The 17,202-nt window shown below is 48.8% G+C and carries 14 protein-coding genes; 8 read left to right on the top strand and 6 right to left on the bottom strand.

Annotated features, from left to right (window positions below; all coding sequences use genetic code 11):
• Positions 1 to 15 precede the first annotated feature (15 nt).
• Complete coding sequence (gene yhdP / locus M977_RS08905; protein WP_064514152.1) at positions 16 to 3,816, top strand: AsmA2 domain-containing protein YhdP; 3,801 nt, start codon at positions 16 to 18, stop codon at positions 3,814 to 3,816.
• A gap of 74 nt (positions 3,817 to 3,890) precedes the next feature.
• Complete coding sequence (tldD, locus tag M977_RS08900; RefSeq protein WP_064514150.1) at positions 3,891 to 5,336, top strand: metalloprotease TldD; 1,446 nt, start codon at positions 3,891 to 3,893, stop codon at positions 5,334 to 5,336.
• 68 nt (positions 5,337 to 5,404) lie between these two features.
• Here the strand turns inward: tldD and aaeR are convergent, their stop codons facing one another.
• Positions 5,405 to 6,346: an HTH-type transcriptional activator AaeR gene (gene aaeR, locus M977_RS08895; RefSeq protein WP_064514148.1), complete on the bottom strand. Its 942-nt coding sequence runs from the start codon at positions 6,344 to 6,346 to the stop codon at positions 5,405 to 5,407.
• A gap of 159 nt (positions 6,347 to 6,505) precedes the next feature.
• Between aaeR and aaeX the strand changes: the two genes are divergently transcribed.
• From aaeX to M977_RS08870, 5 genes are all read left to right on the top strand, one after another.
• Positions 6,506 to 6,709 carry a p-hydroxybenzoic acid efflux pump operon protein AaeX gene (gene aaeX, locus M977_RS08890; protein ID WP_034459825.1) on the top strand — a complete coding sequence of 68 codons (204 nt, stop codon included), beginning with the start codon at positions 6,506 to 6,508 and terminating at the stop codon, positions 6,707 to 6,709.
• Between the two features lie 28 nt (positions 6,710 to 6,737).
• The gene (gene aaeA, locus M977_RS08885) at positions 6,738 to 7,649 is read left to right on the top strand and encodes a p-hydroxybenzoic acid efflux pump subunit AaeA (RefSeq protein WP_425339044.1); all 912 of its coding nucleotides are present in this window, start codon (positions 6,738 to 6,740) and stop codon (positions 7,647 to 7,649) included.
• Between the two features lie 12 nt (positions 7,650 to 7,661).
• Positions 7,662 to 9,623, top strand: coding sequence for a p-hydroxybenzoic acid efflux pump subunit AaeB (gene aaeB / locus M977_RS08880; RefSeq protein ID WP_064514146.1), 1,962 nt, complete (start codon positions 7,662 to 7,664; stop codon positions 9,621 to 9,623).
• Between the two features lie 199 nt (positions 9,624 to 9,822).
• A complete protein-coding gene (locus tag M977_RS08875; protein ID WP_064514145.1) occupies positions 9,823 to 11,277 on the top strand; it encodes an NAD-dependent succinate-semialdehyde dehydrogenase in 1,455 nt (484 codons plus the stop codon).
• A gap of 30 nt (positions 11,278 to 11,307) precedes the next feature.
• Complete coding sequence (locus M977_RS08870) at positions 11,308 to 11,580, top strand: barstar family protein (RefSeq protein ID WP_064514142.1); 273 nt, start codon at positions 11,308 to 11,310, stop codon at positions 11,578 to 11,580.
• A 67-nt stretch (positions 11,581 to 11,647) separates the two neighbouring features.
• Here the strand turns inward: M977_RS08870 and yhcN (M977_RS08865) are convergent, their stop codons facing one another.
• The 3 genes from yhcN (M977_RS08865) to argR form a co-directional block, all read right to left on the bottom strand.
• Positions 11,648 to 11,914: a peroxide/acid stress response protein YhcN gene (yhcN, locus tag M977_RS08865; RefSeq protein WP_064514141.1), complete on the bottom strand. Its 267-nt coding sequence runs from the start codon at positions 11,912 to 11,914 to the stop codon at positions 11,648 to 11,650.
• A gap of 107 nt (positions 11,915 to 12,021) precedes the next feature.
• Positions 12,022 to 12,285 carry a peroxide/acid stress response protein YhcN gene (gene yhcN, locus M977_RS08860; RefSeq protein ID WP_064514139.1) on the bottom strand — a complete coding sequence of 88 codons (264 nt, stop codon included), beginning with the start codon at positions 12,283 to 12,285 and terminating at the stop codon, positions 12,022 to 12,024.
• Positions 12,286 to 12,672: 387 nt separating this feature from the next.
• Positions 12,673 to 13,143 (bottom strand): transcriptional regulator ArgR, encoded by a 471-nt coding sequence (gene argR / locus M977_RS08855; RefSeq protein ID WP_034459812.1) that lies wholly within the window; start codon positions 13,141 to 13,143, stop codon positions 12,673 to 12,675.
• A gap of 434 nt (positions 13,144 to 13,577) precedes the next feature.
• On the opposite strand from argR, the gene mdh reads away from it, so the two are divergent.
• Positions 13,578 to 14,516 carry a malate dehydrogenase gene (gene mdh / locus M977_RS08850; protein ID WP_064514137.1) on the top strand — a complete coding sequence of 313 codons (939 nt, stop codon included), beginning with the start codon at positions 13,578 to 13,580 and terminating at the stop codon, positions 14,514 to 14,516.
• A 70-nt stretch (positions 14,517 to 14,586) separates the two neighbouring features.
• Here the strand turns inward: mdh and degS are convergent, their stop codons facing one another.
• Positions 14,587 to 15,654 (bottom strand): outer membrane-stress sensor serine endopeptidase DegS, encoded by a 1,068-nt coding sequence (degS, locus tag M977_RS08845; RefSeq protein ID WP_064514134.1) that lies wholly within the window; start codon positions 15,652 to 15,654, stop codon positions 14,587 to 14,589.
• A gap of 86 nt (positions 15,655 to 15,740) precedes the next feature.
• Positions 15,741 to 17,111, bottom strand: coding sequence for a serine endoprotease DegQ (degQ, locus tag M977_RS08840; protein ID WP_064514132.1), 1,371 nt, complete (start codon positions 17,109 to 17,111; stop codon positions 15,741 to 15,743).
• Positions 17,112 to 17,202: the final 91 nt, after the last annotated feature.

The raw sequence follows: 17,202 nt of genomic DNA, 5'->3' as shown, positions 1-17,202 counted from the left end.
AACAAGGAGATATACGTGAGGCGACTGCCCGGCATTCTGCTACTCACTGGCGCAACGCTTATCGTTATCATCGCACTGCTGGTGAGTGGTTTGCGGCTGGTTTTACCGCATCTCGATGCCTGGCGCCCGGCTTTGTTAGATAAAATCGAAGCGATGACTGGCACGCCTGTCGACGCCAGCCAGATAAAGGCAAGCTGGGAGAATTTTGGCCCGACGCTCGATGTGCGTGATATTAAAGCGGGTCTGAAAGACGGCGGTGAGTTGAGCGTTAAGCGTGTGACGCTGGCGCTCGACCTTTGGCAAAGTATTTTGCATGCGCGCTGGCAATTCCGCGATCTCACTTTTTACCAAATGCAGATGCGTACTAATACCCCATTGAGTCAAAACAAAGGGGATAGTAAATTCGAGCCGGGTAAAATCAGCGATCTCTTTTTACGCCAGTTCGATCACTTTGATTTGCGCGACAGCTCCCTTAGTTTCCTGACTCTATCTGGCCAACGAGCCGAACTCACGATCCCACAACTTACCTGGCTTAACACCAAAAACCGTCACCGTGCTGAAGGATTAGTCAGTCTGTCGAGCTTTACCGGACAACACGGTCTGGCAAAAGTACGGATGGATTTACGGGACGAAAATGGCCTGCTGAATATCGGCAAAGTCTGGCTACAGGCTGATAACGTTGACGTAAAACCCTGGCTCGGCCGCTGGATGAAGGACAATGTTGATTTACAGACTGCCAAATTCACCCTCGAAGCATGGATGGATATCAAAGATGGCGATATTGCTGGTGGCAATATCTGGCTGAAGCAAGGCGGTGCAAGCTGGGCTGGGAAAAGCTCCTCTCACCAGCTGTCTGTTGATAATTTAATGGCTCACGTCAATCGTTCTGATGCGAGCTGGGATCTTGCTATTCCTTCAACCAATATCACGCTTGATGGTAAAACCTGGCCGAAAGGTTCGCTATCTTTAGCGTGGATTGCTCCGCAGGATGTGGGTGGAAAAGGGAATACTCGTGGTGACGAATTGCGGGTGCGCGCCACAAATATGGAGCTGGAAAGCTTCACTGGTTTACTGCCGATTGCCGAGAAAATCTCACCCGATTTAGGTGATATTTGGACCTCCTTGCAACCTCGCGGGCACATTGATGTGTTGGCACTGGATATCCCGCTCCAGCAAACGGAAAACACCCGTATGCAAGGGCGCTGGAAAGACGTGAGTTGGAATCAATGGAAAATGCTTCCCGGTGTCGAACACTTCGCAGGTTCAATTACCGGTAGCGTTGCCCACGGGCAGCTTAATGCACAGATCCTCGATGCTAAAATGCCTTATGAAGGTGTATTCCGCGCACCGCTAGAGATTGAACATGGCGCCGCAACGCTTGAGTGGCGGAAAAATGCTTCTGGTTTCCAGCTTGATGGCAAAAATCTTGATGTAAAAGCTCGCTCGGTATGGGCGGCTGGCGACTTCCGTTATTACCAGCCTGAGGGTGGTGACCCATGGTTAGGTATTTTAGCCGGAATCAGTACCAACAACGGTGCTGATGCCTGGCGTTATTTCCCTGAAAACCTGATGGGCAAAGAGCTGGTTGATTACCTCAGTGGTGCTATTCAGGGCGGTGAAGCTGAAAACGCGACGTTGGTCTACGGCGGCAACCCCCATCTTTTCCCTTATCTGCATAACGAAGGACAGTTTGAGGTCTACGTTCCGCTACGCAATGCTAAATTTGCTTTTCAGCCTGACTGGCCTGCATTAGAAAACCTGAATATTACACTTGATTTCATCAATGACGGTTTATGGATGAAGTCTGATGAAGTGAAACTCGGGGGCGTTACTGCGCGCAACCTCACGGCGATTATCCCGGATTACTCGAAAGAAAAACTGTTGATTGATTCTGATATCAACGGCCCTGGAAGTGCAGTTGGCCCGTATTTCAAAGAAACACCTCTAAAAGATTCGCTGTCTGCTGCTCTTGATGAACTCCAGATCGGTGGGGATGTAAATGCTCGCTTACATCTGGATATCCCATTTAATGGCGATATGACCACGGCTTCTGGCGACGTCCAGCTTCACAATAATACGCTGCTGATAAAACCTCTCTCCAGCACGCTGAACAACCTGACGGGTAAGTTCAGTTTTGTGAACGGTGATTTGAAAAGTGAACCGTTGAAAGCTTCCTGGTTTAACCAACCAGTAGGTATTGATTTTAATACCAAAACGGGTGAGAAAGATTACAAGATTGGCGTCAATTTGCTGGGCGACTGGCAGCCAACTAAAATGGGTGTTTTGCCTGAGCCGGTTAACAAAGAGTTGAGCGGTAACGTTCCGTGGAAAGGTGATGTGGCGATAACGCTTCCTTATCACGGAGAGGCAAATTATCAGGTCAATGTGGATGCAGACCTAAAAAATGTGAGTAGTCACTTACCTGCTCCTGTGAATAAATCAGCGGGCCAGGCACTGCCATTGAAAATCGCAGTGAAAGGCGACCTGAATAGCTTCAATTTGACAGGTAATGCTGGGCCGACAAATCACTTCTCCAGCCGCTGGCTTCTGAATAAGAAACTAACACTGGATCGCGCTATTTGGGCAACGAACAGTCACACAATTCCACCGTTACCTGACAATCCGGGTGTTGAGCTTGATCTCCCTGCGATGGACGGCGCGCAATGGTTAGCGCTCTTTAGCCAAGGTGCGGCGGAAAGTGTCGGTAACTCTGCATCATTCCCATCAGATATTACGTTACGTACGCCTTCGCTGACTTTCGCTGGGCAGCAGTGGAATAACCTGAGTCTGGTTTCCCACGCGATACCTGGCGGTACGCGTGTTGAAGCACAGGGGCGTGAAGTGAATGGCTCGTTGACGATGCAAGATAATGCACCGTGGCGTGCAGCAATCAAATACCTCTATTTCAACCCTGACTGGGGTAATAGCACAGCCAAAACGACCAGCACTTCTCCACTGGGAGACAATACTTCAATTGATTTCCGCAGCTGGCCTGATCTGCAACTGCGTTGCGCCGAATGTTGGCTGTGGGGGCAAAAATATGGCCGTATTGAAGGTGATCTTGCTGTTAAAGGGAACACGCTGGAATTAGAAAATGGATTAGTCGATTCAGGATTTGCAAGACTAACCGGCAGTGGTCAATGGGTTAACAGTCCAGCAGAAGAGCGCACTTCTATAAAAGGTAAACTTCATGGCAGCAAGCTTGATGCCGCAACCAATTTCTTTGGGGTTAAAACGCCAATTCAGGGTTCATCTTTTGATGCGGATTATGATTTGCACTGGCGTGATAAACCCTGGCAGCCAGACTTTGCTTCACTAAACGGAATCTTACATACCAAATTGGGTAAAGGTCAGATTGCCGATCTGGGCACAGGCCACGCCGGGCAATTGCTGCGTTTGGTGAGTGTCGATGCGCTAATGCGTAAGCTGCGTTTCGATTTCAGCGACACCTTCGGTGATGGTTTCTATTTTGACTCCATCCGCAGTACGGCCTGGATTAAAGATGGTGTGTTGCATAGCGACGATACGTTGGTTGATGGTCTGGAAGCTGATATCGGCATGAAAGGCTCCGTTGATCTGGTTCGACGTCAGTTGGACCTTGAAGCTGTTGTCGCACCTGAAATCTCGGCAACCGTTGGTGTGGCGACTGCATTTGTAGTTAACCCAATAATAGGTGCCGCCGTGTTTGCCGCGAGTAAAGTGTTAGGGCCTTTGTGGAGTAAAATCTCCGTGTTGCGCTATCACATCACGGGATCGGTCGATCAACCGCAAATTAATGAAGTGCTCCGTCAGCCAAGAGTTAACGACGCTAAGTGATTTGACGCGAACGGCTAATTGCCGCAAGCTCAATAGATATCTCCAATCGATAGACAAATAAGAGTAGCGAAACGATGAGTCTGAACCTGGTAAGTGAGCAGTTGCTGTCTGCGAATGGCTTAACCCATCAAGATCTTTTTTCCATTTTGGGACAATTGTCCGAGCGCCGACTCGACTATGGCGATCTCTATTTCCAGTCCAGTTATCACGAATCCTGGGTGCTGGAAGACCGCATCATTAAAGACGGCTCTTATAACATCGATCAAGGTGTTGGCGTGCGTGCGGTCAGCGGTGAGAAAACCGGTTTTGCTTATGCCGACCAGGTCAGCTTACTGGCACTAGAACAAAGTGCCCATGCGGCCCGAAGCATCGTGCAGGATAAAGGAAATGGCCGCGTACAGACATTAGGTGCTGTGCAGCATAGCGCGCTTTATACCAGCGCTGACCCGCTGCAAAGCATGACGCGCGAAGAGAAACTCGACATCCTGAAACGTGTTGATAGCGTAGCCCGTGCGGCAGATAAGCGCGTTCAGGAAGTGACAGCCAGCCTGACTGGTGTTTACGAACTGATTCTGGTCGCGGCAACTGACGGTACACTGGCAGCTGACGTTCGCCCATTAGTGCGTCTTTCTGTTAGCGTGCAGGTTGAAGACGACGGTAAACGTGAACGCGGCTCAAGCGGTGGCGGTGGTCGCTTCGGTTATGACTATTTCCTCGAAACCGTTGATGGCGAAGTTCGTGCCGACGCGTGGGCGAAAGAAGCTGTGCGTATGGCACTGGTGACCCTTTCTGCTGTAGCAGCACCTGCAGGTACGTTCCCAGTAGTGCTTGGCGCGGGCTGGCCGGGCGTGCTGTTGCATGAAGCGGTTGGTCATGGTCTGGAAGGCGATTTTAATCGTCGCGGTACTTCCGTATTCAGTGGTCAAATGGGCCAACTGGTTGCTTCTGAGCTTTGCACTATTGTTGATGACGGCACCATGGCCAATCGCCGTGGTTCCGTTGCCATTGATGATGAAGGTGTTCCGGGCCAGTACAACGTATTGATTGAGAATGGCATCCTGAAAGGCTATATGCAGGACAAACTGAATGCCCGCTTAATGGGTGTTGCGCCAACAGGTAATGGTCGTCGCGAATCTTATGCACATCTACCAATGCCACGTATGACCAACACTTATATGCTCGCTGGTAAGTCTACTCCGCAAGAGATCATCGAATCCGTTGAGTACGGTATCTATGCTCCTAACTTTGGTGGCGGTCAGGTAGATATCACATCTGGTAAGTTTGTGTTCTCAACTTCCGAAGCCTATCTCATCGAAAACGGCAAAGTGACGACTCCGGTAAAAGGCGCAACGCTGATTGGTTCCGGTATCGAAACGATGCAGCAGATTTCGATGGTAGGTAACGATCTGGCGCTGGATAACGGCGTCGGTGTGTGTGGCAAAGAAGGGCAGAGTCTGCCAGTCGGAGTTGGCCAGCCAACGCTTAAAGTCGATAACTTAACGGTTGGCGGCACAGCGTAATATTCTACTTTCTCTCGTAATAATCAGCCGGGTTAACCCCGGCTTATTTATTTTCAATTTCGCCCATTTTACCCCACATCTTTCCCGCGTCCTTTGTTGTCGCGTACCCCTTGATAAAGATGCGAAACCTTCACGAAATACTCGGTCAGATAGTTAATACAAACCTGTACTTTCAAAGGCAGCTTATCTTTTTCGGTATACAGCGCGTACACCGGGCGCGGATCAGATTGATAGCTCGGCATTAAGATCTCAAGCGTCCCATCATTGATCTCATCGATCACCCACATCAGTGGTACGTAAGCGATCCCGGCACCTATTTTTAGCCAGCGGCTTAACGTCATGGGATCGTTTGTGACAAAGCGACCTTGCGGGATCATACGTGTGGTGAGGCCTTCCGGAGCGATCAATTCAAATTCATTGTGCGGGCGAATGCTGTATTCAAGCCAGGAATGGCTGGCAAGATCGGCAGGTTTTTCTGGTGTACCGTTTTGTTGCAGGTAGCTTTTTGCGGCACAAATTACCATCGGCATCGACCCGAGGCGTGTGGAGAAAAGGCTTGAATCCTGCAACGCACCGACACGAATAACGACGTCCAGACCATCGGCAATTAAGTCAGGTGCTGGAATCCCCGTGACAAGATTTACTGTCAACTCAGGGTACTCTTTGAGCATGTCAGCGGTCATGGACGCGAGGACATTTTGTGCCATAGTTGAAGAACTTCCGATGCGCAGCGTGCCAATTGGTGTGTTGTTAAATGCATAAAGTTGTTCATGCACAGCCTGCGCTTCATGTAGCATCTTGCGGCAACCGAGGTAGTAAATTTTACCCGCTTCGGTCAGCCCAATACTGCGTGTGCTGCGGTTTAGCAGCTTGACCTGTAACTCATCTTCTAATTTGGAAACGGTTTGGCTGATGGATGATACGCTCATTTCCAACTGCCTGGCCGCGGCGGTGAAAGAGCCAAGTTCGACAACTTTGGCAAATACCGACATGCGTTTAAGTCTTTCCATTGTTCACTCTGAGTTAAAAGTGATTTAGATCACAGATTATAGATAACGGGCTAACTATTGCGGTAATATATTATTAACAACACGACCCGTATCACTCGTTAGCTCAGTATTCCTGGCCGTCCCAGGGTTTGTGTCTTCCGTATTTTCTGCAAGGTTAACATGAGTCTATTTCCCGTTGTCGTGATATTCGGTCTTTCTTTTCCGCCGATATTCTTCGAGCTAATTCTTTCGCTGGCGTTGTTCTGGTTGGTTCGCCGTCTGCTGACTCCGACGGGAATTTATGATTTTGTCTGGCACCCGGCATTATTTAACACAGCACTTTATTGCTGCCTGTTTTATCTGATCTCGCGCCTGTTTGTTTGAGGTTGATGTGAAAGCACTTACAACAAAAATGATCCGCACTGCCATCACACTAATTCTGGTGCTGCTGGCTTTCATCGCTATCTACCGCGCCTGGGTGTTTTATACCGAATCACCGTGGACGCGTGACGCCCGCTTTACCGCAGATGTTGTCGCGATTGCACCCGATGTTTCCGGCTTAATTACTGATGTGAAGGTCCACGACAACCAGCTGGTGAAGAAAGATCAGATTCTCTTCACTATCGATCAACCCCGTTATCAGAAAGCATTCGAACAAGCTCAAGCCGATGTTTCCTACTTCCAGGCTTTAGCTGGTGAGAAACGTCGTGAAGCCGGGCGTCGTAATTCCTTAGGCACGCAGGCCATGTCGCGTGAAGAAATTGATCAGTCCAACAATGTGCTTCAGACCGTTTTACATCAGCAGGCAAAAGCTGAAGCAACCCGTGATTTAGCCCAACTGGACTTGCAACGTACTATTATCCGCGCACCCGCAGAAGGTTGGGTCACTAACCTGAATGTTTATACCGGGGAGTTTATTACCCGTGGCTCAACCGCTGTGGCGCTGGTCAAACGTGGCTCTTTCTACATTCTTGCCTACATGGAAGAAACCAAACTTGACGGTATCCGCCCAGGTTATCGGGTGCAAATTACACCGCTTGGCAGCAATCGTGTATTACGTGGCACGGTCGATAGTATTTCTGCCGGTGTAACCAATGCCAGCAGTACCCGGGATACCAAAGGTATGGCGACGGTTGATTCCAATCTTGAGTGGGTGCGTCTGGCGCAGCGTGTGCCAGTGCGTATTCATCTTGATGAGCAACAGGCTAATCTCTATCCCGCTGGGACAACGGCAACCGTCGTGGTGACAGGGGATAAAGACAGAGATACCGACCACGAATCGGTATTCATTAAACTCATGCATCGTTTGCGTGAGTTCGGTTAAGCGTAGGTCGATATGTATTATATTTCGCGGTTACATTTGCGCTTCGCTTTCAAATTGGCTTTTGCCATCGTGCTGGCGTTATGGGTAGGGTTTCATTTTGAACTGGAAACCCCGCGCTGGGCGGTGCTGACGTCAGTGCTGGTCGCCGCCGGTCCTGCTTTTGCGGCAGGCGGTGAACCCTATTCCGGAGCAATTCGCTATCGCGGAATGCTGCGTATTGTCGGCACATTTATTGGTTGCTTCGCCGCGTTATTCATCATCACGACATTGATTCGCGCCCCAGTCGTTATGCTACTGGTGTGCTGTATCTGGGCCGGATTTTGCACCTGGATTTCCTCGCTAGTTAAAGTCGAAAACTCTTATGCCTGGGGGTTGGCGGGCTACACCGCCCTGATTATTGTTGTCACCATTCAAGCCAATCCTCTGGTGGCCCCGCAGTTTGCCGTTGAGCGATGCAGTGAAATTGTGATTGGTATTGTTTGCGCCATCATTGCTGATTTAATTTTCTCCCCGCGTTCTATTAAGAAAGAAATCGACAGCCAGCTGGACAGTCTGTTGGTGGATCATTACCGCCTGATGCAGTTGTGTATCGCGCATGGCGATAAAGAAGAAGTTGATAAAGCCTGGGCAAGCCTCGTTCAGCGCACGACGGTTCTTGAAGGAATGCGTAATAACCTGAAGATTGAATCTGCTCGTTGGGGGCGTGCGAACCGCCGCCTGAAAGCGCTCAATACGGTTTCTCTGGCATTGATTACTCAGGCATGTGAAACCTTCCTGATTCAAAATACGCGCCCTGAATTTGTCACACCTGAATTTCGCGAGCTATTTGAAACGCCTGTAGAAACGGCTGCGGATGTACATCAGCAGTTGAAAGTTATCCGTAAAGTCGTGTCGTTCGCCGGTGAGAAGTATACCCCTGTCACCATTGGTAGTTGGGTTAGCGAAGCGACGCGCTATTTAGTGCTGAAACGAAGCGTTATCAGCAATACTCGTATCAATGCGATTGAAGAAGAGATTTTAACCCAGGAAGTTGTGGTAAAAGTGCAGTCTGCTGAAGGCCACCACGCGATGATCAACTTCTGGCGCACCACGATTTCTTGCCTGTTAGGCTGCTTGTTCTGGCTTGCTACCGGTTGGACATCCGGTAGCGGTGCCATGGTCATGATCGCGGTGGTCACATCGCTTGCCATGCGTTTGCCGAACCCTCGCATGGTGGCGTTAGATTTTCTCTACGGAATGCTGGTGGCGTTACCGCTGGGAGGACTCTATTTTCTGGTCATCATTCCTGCGACCCAGCAAAGTATGGTGCTGCTTTCTATTAGCCTTGCGTTATTGGCGTTCTTTATTGGTATTGAAGTACAAAAACGACGCCTGGGTTCGATGGGGGCGCTGGCCGGGACAATTAACGTTATCGTGTTAGACAACCCAATGACGTTTCATATCAATACATTTCTGGATGGGGCGTTGGGGCAAATTATTGGCTGTTTCGTGGCGCTTATGGTGATACTTATCATCCGCGATAATTCGAAAGCACGAACGGGGCGCACGCTGTTGAACCAGTTTGTCTCTGCGGCGGTTTCCGCGTTAACAACCAACAACGCTCGCCGCAAAGAAAACCATCTGCCCGCACTGTATCAGCAGCTTTTCTTACTGCTGAATATGTTCCCAGGAGATATCCCGCGTTACCGCCTGGCGCTGACATTAATCATTGCTCACCAGCGTTTACGTGATGCACCGATACCGGTGAACGACGATCTTTCTGCATTCCATCGTCAACTGCGCAAGACAGCAGATAAAGTGACTTCGGCTTCCAGCGATGACAAGAAACAGCGTTATTTCAAGCAATTGCTGGAGGAACTGGATATCTACCAGGAAAAATTACGTATCTGGGAGGCGCCGTTGCAGGTCACGGAACCGGTGCGACGGCTGGCTGAGGTGCTGCACAAATACCGGCACGCTTTCATCGCCGCCTGACCCGAGCCGACGCAATGCGTCGGCTTTTTTGTATCTATACTTATACCCGTCATACTTCAACTTGCAGATGCGTTGGCTGCGTTTGCTCACCCGAATCACTTACCAGAGTAAGCTCATCGGGATTCACTCGCTTGCCGCCTGCCTGCAACTCGAATTATTTTGGGTATATCAGATGCCCAATTCATAACAGGAGAAAACTATGACAAATCAGGCACTCCAGGACAGTGAATTATTCAACACTGGCTATCTCGTAAATGGTGAATGGCGCAAGCTGAGTGAAACTTTCGAGGTTATTAACCCCGCAACGGGCGAGGTTGTCGCCAAAGTCGCAAAGGCTGGTAAAAAAGAGGCTGAAGAAGCTATCGCCGCTGCCGCTAAAGCCTTTCCCGCATGGCGTGCAAAAACCGCCAAAGAACGCTCCACCATTCTCTACCGTTGGTTCCAGTTGATAATTGAGAACAAAAGCTGGCTCGGCCGCTTGATGACTACCGAACAAGGCAAACCGTTGAAAGAGGCAGAAGGGGAAGTCGAGTACGCCGCGAGTTTTATTCAGTGGTTTGCGGAGCAGGCTAAACGGGCAAATGGTGAAATTATACCTGCGATCAAACCGGGCTCACGTATTCTCGCCACCCGTGAACCGATAGGCGTTGTAGCCGCCATTACTCCGTGGAATTTCCCGATGGCAATGCTGACCCGCAAACTCGGCCCGGCGCTCGCCGCGGGCTGTACCGGAATCATCAAGCCTGCTAATAACACGCCGCTATCAGCATTTGCTTTACTGGCGCTGGCGAAGAAAGCAGGCGTGCCTGATGGCGTGCTAAATGCTGTAGCCGGTAATACGCAAGAAATCAGCGACGCGATAATGGCGAGCCATGAAGTGCGGAAGATTTCGTTTACTGGATCCACCGCCGTTGGCAAAACGCTGGTGCGCAATGCCGCGGAAACCATGAAAAAAGTCTCCATGGAATTAGGCGGTAACGCGCCGTATATCGTCTTTGATGATGCCGATATTGATGAAGCCGTGAAAGGTGCGATTGCTAACAAATTCCGTAACGCCGGGCAGGTTTGCGTCAGTGTTAACCGTTTCTTTATTCAGGAAAAGGTTTACGACCAGTTCGTCAACAAGCTGGCCGATGCGGTTAAAGCCCTCAAAGTTGGGAATGGCCTGGAAGAGGGCGTCGCCATCGGGCCATTAATTGAGAAATCCGCAGTCGATAAGGTCTGTGAACACGTGGAAGATGCGCAAGCGAAGGGTGGCAAAGTACTGGTGGGTGGCAAGAACCATGAATTGGGTGGCAATTTCTGGCAACCCACGGTGATTGTCGATGCTAATGACGACATGAAACTGGCGCAGGAAGAAACTTTTGGCCCGGTGGCTGCCTGTTTCCGATTCAAAACGGAAGAGGAAGTTATTGAGCGGGCGAACAATACGCCATTTGGTTTGGCAGCCTACTTCTATACTCAGAATCTGTCGCGCGTATTCCGTGTCTCTCAGGCGCTTGAAAGTGGGATGATAGGGATTAACGAATGCGCAGTTTCGACTGAACTGGGACCATTTGGCGGCGTGAAAGAGTCCGGTCTTGGTCGTGAGGGTTCGGTATTGGGTCTGGATGAGTTTCTGGAAGTCAAAACCTTGCATATTGGTGGGTTGTAGAACGATTCGTTCTGGTTAAGGTGGCAAGCAATGAAAAAATACACCTTTGATTTTAGTCAGATAGAAGACCAGCCTGGATTCTATCGTCACTTTACCCAGGTATTTCAACTTGAGAAAAAGCAGGTCCACGATCTCGACAGCTTATGGGATGTGGTCGTCGGGGGCACTTTACCTCTCCCGGCGGAAATCGAGTTTGTTCATTTACCAGAGATGCAAAAGCGGCGTTACGGGGCTTTGATTTTGCTTTTTGACGAAGCAGAGGAAGAGCTGGAAGGGCAGTTGCGCTTTAACGTGCGCGGCTAACGCTATTTTAGATACAAAAAAGCCCCCGCGAGCGGGGGCAAAGTCGTCAGAATTTGACGACGAGGGTTTATTTATACAGTTCAGCGGTGGCGTGCCAGCTATCGCCAGTACGTGCTTCGGTAATGCGATATGCCGATGCACCTTCTTTAGTCGCCTTCTGTGATAATTCCTGACGCATATCCATTGGCGCACTGCCAGTCTGACTGACAGAAATGCTACCCATAGACTGCATGTTTTGTGCTTGTTCGCTGTTTACCTGATGCGCGGCTGCGTTAGCGCCGAAAGAGATAACAGAGAAAAGGCTCAGTGCTGCGATGGTTAATTTGGTTTTCATGATGTCTACTCCTGAATTATGTTCTCAACGACCGGAAGGGCTTAACTGCGTTTATTGTTCTTGGGGCCGTCGTTTTGATTAATCGATATTACTTATACCTGCCAGGCTTATTTATACAGCTCAGCAGTGGCGTGCCATGCATCACCAGAACGTGCTTCAACGATGCGATAAGAAGATGCACCTTTCGCTTCAGCTTTTTCATTCAGCATTTGGTGCATATCCATTGGTGCACTGCCTATCTGGCTTACAGAAACTGTGCCTATCGGCTGAAGATTCTGTGCCTGTTCTGCGTTAACAGATGTGGCTGCGAAAGCACCAAATGACAGCATTGAAAGCAGGCTGGCGGCTACTACTGTTGATTTCATGTTCATAATTTTTACCTCGTCGTATTCTTTTATTTGGGTCCTCATTCCGTGACCCTCATCACAAAATCAAGTATACACTAATAACGTGGAAAATTAATACCACGCTAATTATTCTCTATGAAACTTTACAATAATAGAGGTTTTCTTTATTACGTAAAGTTATTAAAAATGATCTTTTATTGCTTTTCTTATGTTAAATATAAGTAAAAACAATGAGATATCAGACTTTGACTTTTTGTGCGGTTCATCACATAACTTGCTGATGGGTTGGGTTTTTAAAGTAGGAGTAGATGTGAAGAATGAAATTTGCAGGCAGGTATAAGAAAACAGAAGGATGTTATCAAGCAGGTTGCTCCCGCCATTCAATAACAGCGGGAACAGCCGTTTTAAGACTTAAAGCTCTTGTTCGAAGAGCACCAGAATCGCTTCATAAAGCTCTTTAACCGTGAAGTCTTTGGCAGGCGTAGTAAAGATAGTGTCGTCTCCGGCAATCGTGCCCAGGATCCCTTCAGCTTTACCTAAAGAATCCAGTAGGCGTGCAATCAACTGTGCGGCACCCGGGCTTGTGTGGATAACGACAACGGCATCGTTGTAATCAATATCCAGTACCAGATTTTTTAATGGACTGGATGTGGTCGGCACACCCAATTCAGCAGGCAAACAATACACCATTTCCATTTTTGCATTGCGAGTACGCACCGCGCCAAACTTGGTCAGCATGCGGGATACTTTGGACTGGTTAATGTTTTCGAAACCTTCATTTTGCAAGGCATGGACGATCTCGCCTTGAGAACTAAATTTCTCTTCTTTCAATAATGCTTTGAATGCTTTGACTAATTCTTCTTGTTTTGAGGAAATACGCATAGGTCACCCATATTCAGGTCAGCAAAGATAACATTATTATGCATTTAAATGAATTTTTATGCAAATCAATGGCTGGGTGTAAGCTTGAAATAATGTTATGAAAGGGGCTGATTTTATCAAACTTTGTTATCGAGAAACATGCCTTCGTCACGACTCGAAAATAAGTTGTTAGGTAAATTAAATGTTATCAAAATGATGTTGTTTTGCTGCGTAGGGAGGGGTAATGTAACCGCCTGTTGATGTGACAACATCAGGTTGTGACCGGGCGCTAAGGCGTCGTTTCCACCCGGCGAGTAAATGCAGCAGTAACGTTTCAGGATTGCGTAACTTCGCAAACCTTGAGCGGGAATATTGTAATTACCCCTTCTCTGGATTATGGTCGCCACCGCATGGAGTTACGGCACCTATTTGCTAACCATAATAAGGAGTTTAGGATGAAAGTTGCAGTCCTCGGCGCAGCAGGCGGAATTGGCCAAGCGCTTGCCCTTCTACTCAAGACCCAACTGCCTTCAGGTTCAGAACTCTCTCTGTATGATATTGCACCTGTAACCCCAGGTGTTGCAGTCGATCTGAGTCATATCCCGACCGATGTAAAAATCAAAGGTTTCTGTGGTGAAGATGCAACTCCTGCACTGGTTGGTGCGGATGTGGTGCTTATCTCTGCCGGTGTAGCACGTAAACCAGGTATGGACCGTTCTGACCTGTTTAACGTCAATGCGGGAATCGTGAAGAATCTGGTTCAACAGATTGCTAAAACTTGCCCTAAAGCCTGTATCGGTATTATCACAAACCCTGTGAATACCACCGTTGCTATTGCAGCGGAAGTGCTGAAAAAAGCAGGTGTGTACGATAAAAACAAATTATTTGGCGTAACTACGCTGGACATCATCCGCTCCAACACCTTTGTTGCTGAGCTGAAAGGCAAACTGCCGACCGATATCGAAGTCCCTGTTATTGGCGGACACTCTGGCGTGACTATTCTGCCACTGCTGTCTCAGATCCCAGGCGTAAGCTTCACTGAGCAGGAAGTTGCTGATTTAACTAAACGTATTCAGAATGCAGGTACTGAAGTTGTAGAAGCGAAGGCTGGTGGCGGGTCTGCAACCCTGTCAATGGGTCAGGCTGCTGCACGTTTTGGTCTGTCTCTGGTTCGCGCGCTGCAAGGCGAAAGCAATGTGGTTGAATGTGCGTATGTTGAAGGCAATGGCGAGCACACTCGTTTCTTCTCTCAGCCGCTGCTGCTGGGTAAAAACGGTATTGCAGAGATCAAATCTTACGGCAAACTGAGTGCGTTTGAGCACCAGGCGCTGGAAGGTATGCTGGATACCCTGAAGAAAGATATTACTCTTGGTGAAGAGTTCGTTAACAAGTAAACACCAGGCTTCAGAGATAAAAAAACCGGAACTGAGTTCCGGTTTTTTATTGCCTGTCATTCAGCATTTATCAGTTAGTGGCTGGATATTCCTGAATCGTCACTTGTAACGTCAGCTTCTTATCATCGCGCATTACTTCAACCGGAATGACTGAGCCTGGGCGAATTTCTGCCACCTGATCCATAGTGCCTAATGCCGAAATCGCTGGTTTATTGTTCACCGAAATAATCACGTCGTTAACCAGAAGGCCTGCTTTCGCCGCTGGACCGCCAGGTGAAACTTCGTTAACGATAATCCCCTGAATCTGATCAATGCCGGTAGCCGGGCCATGCAATGGTGTTATCTCACGCCCGCCAATACCTATGTAGCCACGAATCACGCGGCCATCGCGAATAAGCTTATCCATGATTTTGGTGGAAAGCTGAGTCGGGATTGCAAAGCCAATACCTTCCGGTGTTTCGCCATCATTACTTTTATCAAACGACAACGTGTTAATACCCATTAACTCACCTAGTGAGTTAACCAGCGCACCGCCTGAGTTACCGTGGTTAATTGAGGCGTCAGTTTGCAGGAATGACTGGCGGCCTGAAGGGCTAAGGCCAATACGACCCGTCGCGCTGATTATCCCCTGCGTAATGGTCTGCCCAAGGTTATACGGGTTGCCAATCGCCATGACGACATCACCAATATGCGGCACCCGCTTATTGTTGATAGGAATAACGGGGAGGCTGGTGGCATTGATCTTCAACACAGCGAGATCGGTAAGGCTGTCGGAGCCAACCAGTAGCGCTTCAAACACACGGCCATCTTGCAGTGCAACGATGATTTGCTCGGCATCATTAATAACGTGTTTATTGGTAATGATGTAACCACGCTCGTCCATGATGACGCCTGAACCGAGAGTTTTAATTTCTAGCTGATTTTGCGAATTGTTACCAATGCTGCGGTTGTATACGTTCACCACAGCAGGCGCAGCGCGTCGCACCGCAGAGTTGTAGCTCACCGGAGTTTCATCAGCACTGTCAAACTTTGAGGGGGCTAAAGGGACGATTTTCTGGCGCAGCGTTGGTAATGCAACCAACAACAATCCAGCCACAATCAGGCCAATTACCACCGAGCGTAATATCTTTAGAAACATGGATTTGAATTAGTTAATAATAAGCCGGAAGCAGAATAGCATGAGTTAATCGGACATCGTACAGAGATGTCCGATTACTGATCAGATTAACGTACTAACAGATATATGCTCTCTTCACCACGCGCCACATGCAACGCAATGACGTCTGGTTTGCTTTCCAGAACCTTACGCATTTCCGCGATACTTGAGACCCGCTCGCGGTTCACGCCAATGATAAAATCATCTTTGTGTAACCCGGCTTGTGCCGCAGGTGTACCTTTTTCAACGCTGTCGAGTTTAATGCCCTTAGTGCCATCTTTTAACTGGCCATCACTCAGGGTTGCGCCTTGTAAGGCTGGCATAATCAGTTCTGCGTTGGCTGATGATGCAGTACTTTTATCCAGCGTCACGCTCACTTCCAACGGTTTCCCATCGCGCAGTAGGCCCAGTTTCACTACAGTTCCGGGTTCAGTTGTGGCGATTTTAGCTCGCAATTCAGCAAAACTACTGATGGCTTTGCCATTCAGGCTAGTAATCACATCACCGGCTTTCACGCCTGCTTTTGCTGAACCTGATTGCGGTAAGACTTCGCTGATGAACGCGCCACGCTGAGTTGTGAGGTTGAAGGCTTTAGCGATATCCGCACTCATCTCAGTACCTTTAATACCGAGCAAGCCGCGTTTGATTTCACCAAATTCCATCAGTTGTTTAGCCAGGGTTTGCGCCATATTACTTGGAATAGCAAAACCGATACCGACACTACCGCCGCTTGGCGCGAGAATCGCGGTATTAATGCCGATAAGCTCGCCGTTCAGGTTCAGCAACGCGCCACCGGAGTTACCACGGTTAATGGAAGCATCTGTCTGAATAAAGTTTTCTAACCCTTCAAGGTTAAGACCACTACGACCGAGTGCTGAAACGATACCTGATGTGGCTGTTTGCCCAAGGCCAAATGGGTTACCTACGGCTACCGCGAAATCACCAACGCGCAACTTGTCTGAATCAGCCACGGCGATTTGCGTCAGGCCACTCGCATTCTGGATTTGAATCAGTGCGATATCACTTTGGTCATCACCGCCAATTAATTTGGCATCAAACTCACGTCCATCATTTAACTGCACGCTGATTTTCTCAGCATGGTTAATGACGTGATTATTTGTTAATACATAGCCTTTCTCTGCATTGATGATGACGCCAGAGCCAAGACCTTCAAATGGCTGAGCTTCCGATGGTGGCATGTCATCACCAAAGAACTTTTTAAACTCTTCTGGGACTTTCTGGCTCGGTGCTGCAGCTGTGCCTTCTACCTGCACGCTGACTACCGCGGGTAATACTTTTTCCAGCATTGGTGCAAGGCTTGGTATTGCTGCCTGGCCCGGAACTTGTGCTGGCAACGCCGCATTTACCTGCGATGCAATACCGAACGTTAGTCCGATACTTAACGCTAATGCACTCAACAACAGTGTTTGTTTCTTCATTGGTGGCTTGCTCTCGTGACCTGGAAAAAGGAAAACCCGACCGACCTGTCATCTATCAAGCTACAGGGGATGACACTCCGATGTTATTGAA

The sequence above is a fragment of the Buttiauxella gaviniae ATCC 51604 genome (genome assembly GCF_001654835.1).
GTDB lineage: Bacteria > Pseudomonadota > Gammaproteobacteria > Enterobacterales > Enterobacteriaceae > Buttiauxella > Buttiauxella gaviniae.
This window is presented reverse-complemented; position numbering and strand designations above follow the sequence as displayed.

What these genes read in the sequence shown, in the direction of transcription:
- mdh (WP_064514137.1), top strand. Translation starts at nt 13,578, where the DNA reads ATGAAAGTTGCAGTCCTCGGCGCAGCAGGCGGAATTGGCCAAGCGCTT.
- degS (WP_064514134.1), bottom strand. Translation starts at nt 15,654, where the DNA reads ATGTTTCTAAAGATATTACGCTCGGTGGTAATTGGCCTGATTGTGGCT.
- degQ (WP_064514132.1), bottom strand. Translation starts at nt 17,111, where the DNA reads ATGAAGAAACAAACACTGTTGTTGAGTGCATTAGCGTTAAGTATCGGA.
- tldD (WP_064514150.1), top strand. Translation starts at nt 3,891, where the DNA reads ATGAGTCTGAACCTGGTAAGTGAGCAGTTGCTGTCTGCGAATGGCTTA.
- aaeA (WP_425339044.1), top strand. Translation starts at nt 6,738, where the DNA reads ATGATCCGCACTGCCATCACACTAATTCTGGTGCTGCTGGCTTTCATC.
- aaeX (WP_034459825.1), top strand. Translation starts at nt 6,506, where the DNA reads ATGAGTCTATTTCCCGTTGTCGTGATATTCGGTCTTTCTTTTCCGCCG.
- M977_RS08870 (WP_064514142.1), top strand. Translation starts at nt 11,308, where the DNA reads ATGAAAAAATACACCTTTGATTTTAGTCAGATAGAAGACCAGCCTGGA.
- aaeB (WP_064514146.1), top strand. Translation starts at nt 7,662, where the DNA reads ATGTATTATATTTCGCGGTTACATTTGCGCTTCGCTTTCAAATTGGCT.
- yhcN (WP_064514139.1), bottom strand. Translation starts at nt 12,285, where the DNA reads ATGAACATGAAATCAACAGTAGTAGCCGCCAGCCTGCTTTCAATGCTG.
- yhcN (WP_064514141.1), bottom strand. Translation starts at nt 11,914, where the DNA reads ATGAAAACCAAATTAACCATCGCAGCACTGAGCCTTTTCTCTGTTATC.
- M977_RS08875 (WP_064514145.1), top strand. Translation starts at nt 9,823, where the DNA reads ATGACAAATCAGGCACTCCAGGACAGTGAATTATTCAACACTGGCTAT.
- aaeR (WP_064514148.1), bottom strand. Translation starts at nt 6,346, where the DNA reads ATGGAAAGACTTAAACGCATGTCGGTATTTGCCAAAGTTGTCGAACTT.
- argR (WP_034459812.1), bottom strand. Translation starts at nt 13,143, where the DNA reads ATGCGTATTTCCTCAAAACAAGAAGAATTAGTCAAAGCATTCAAAGCA.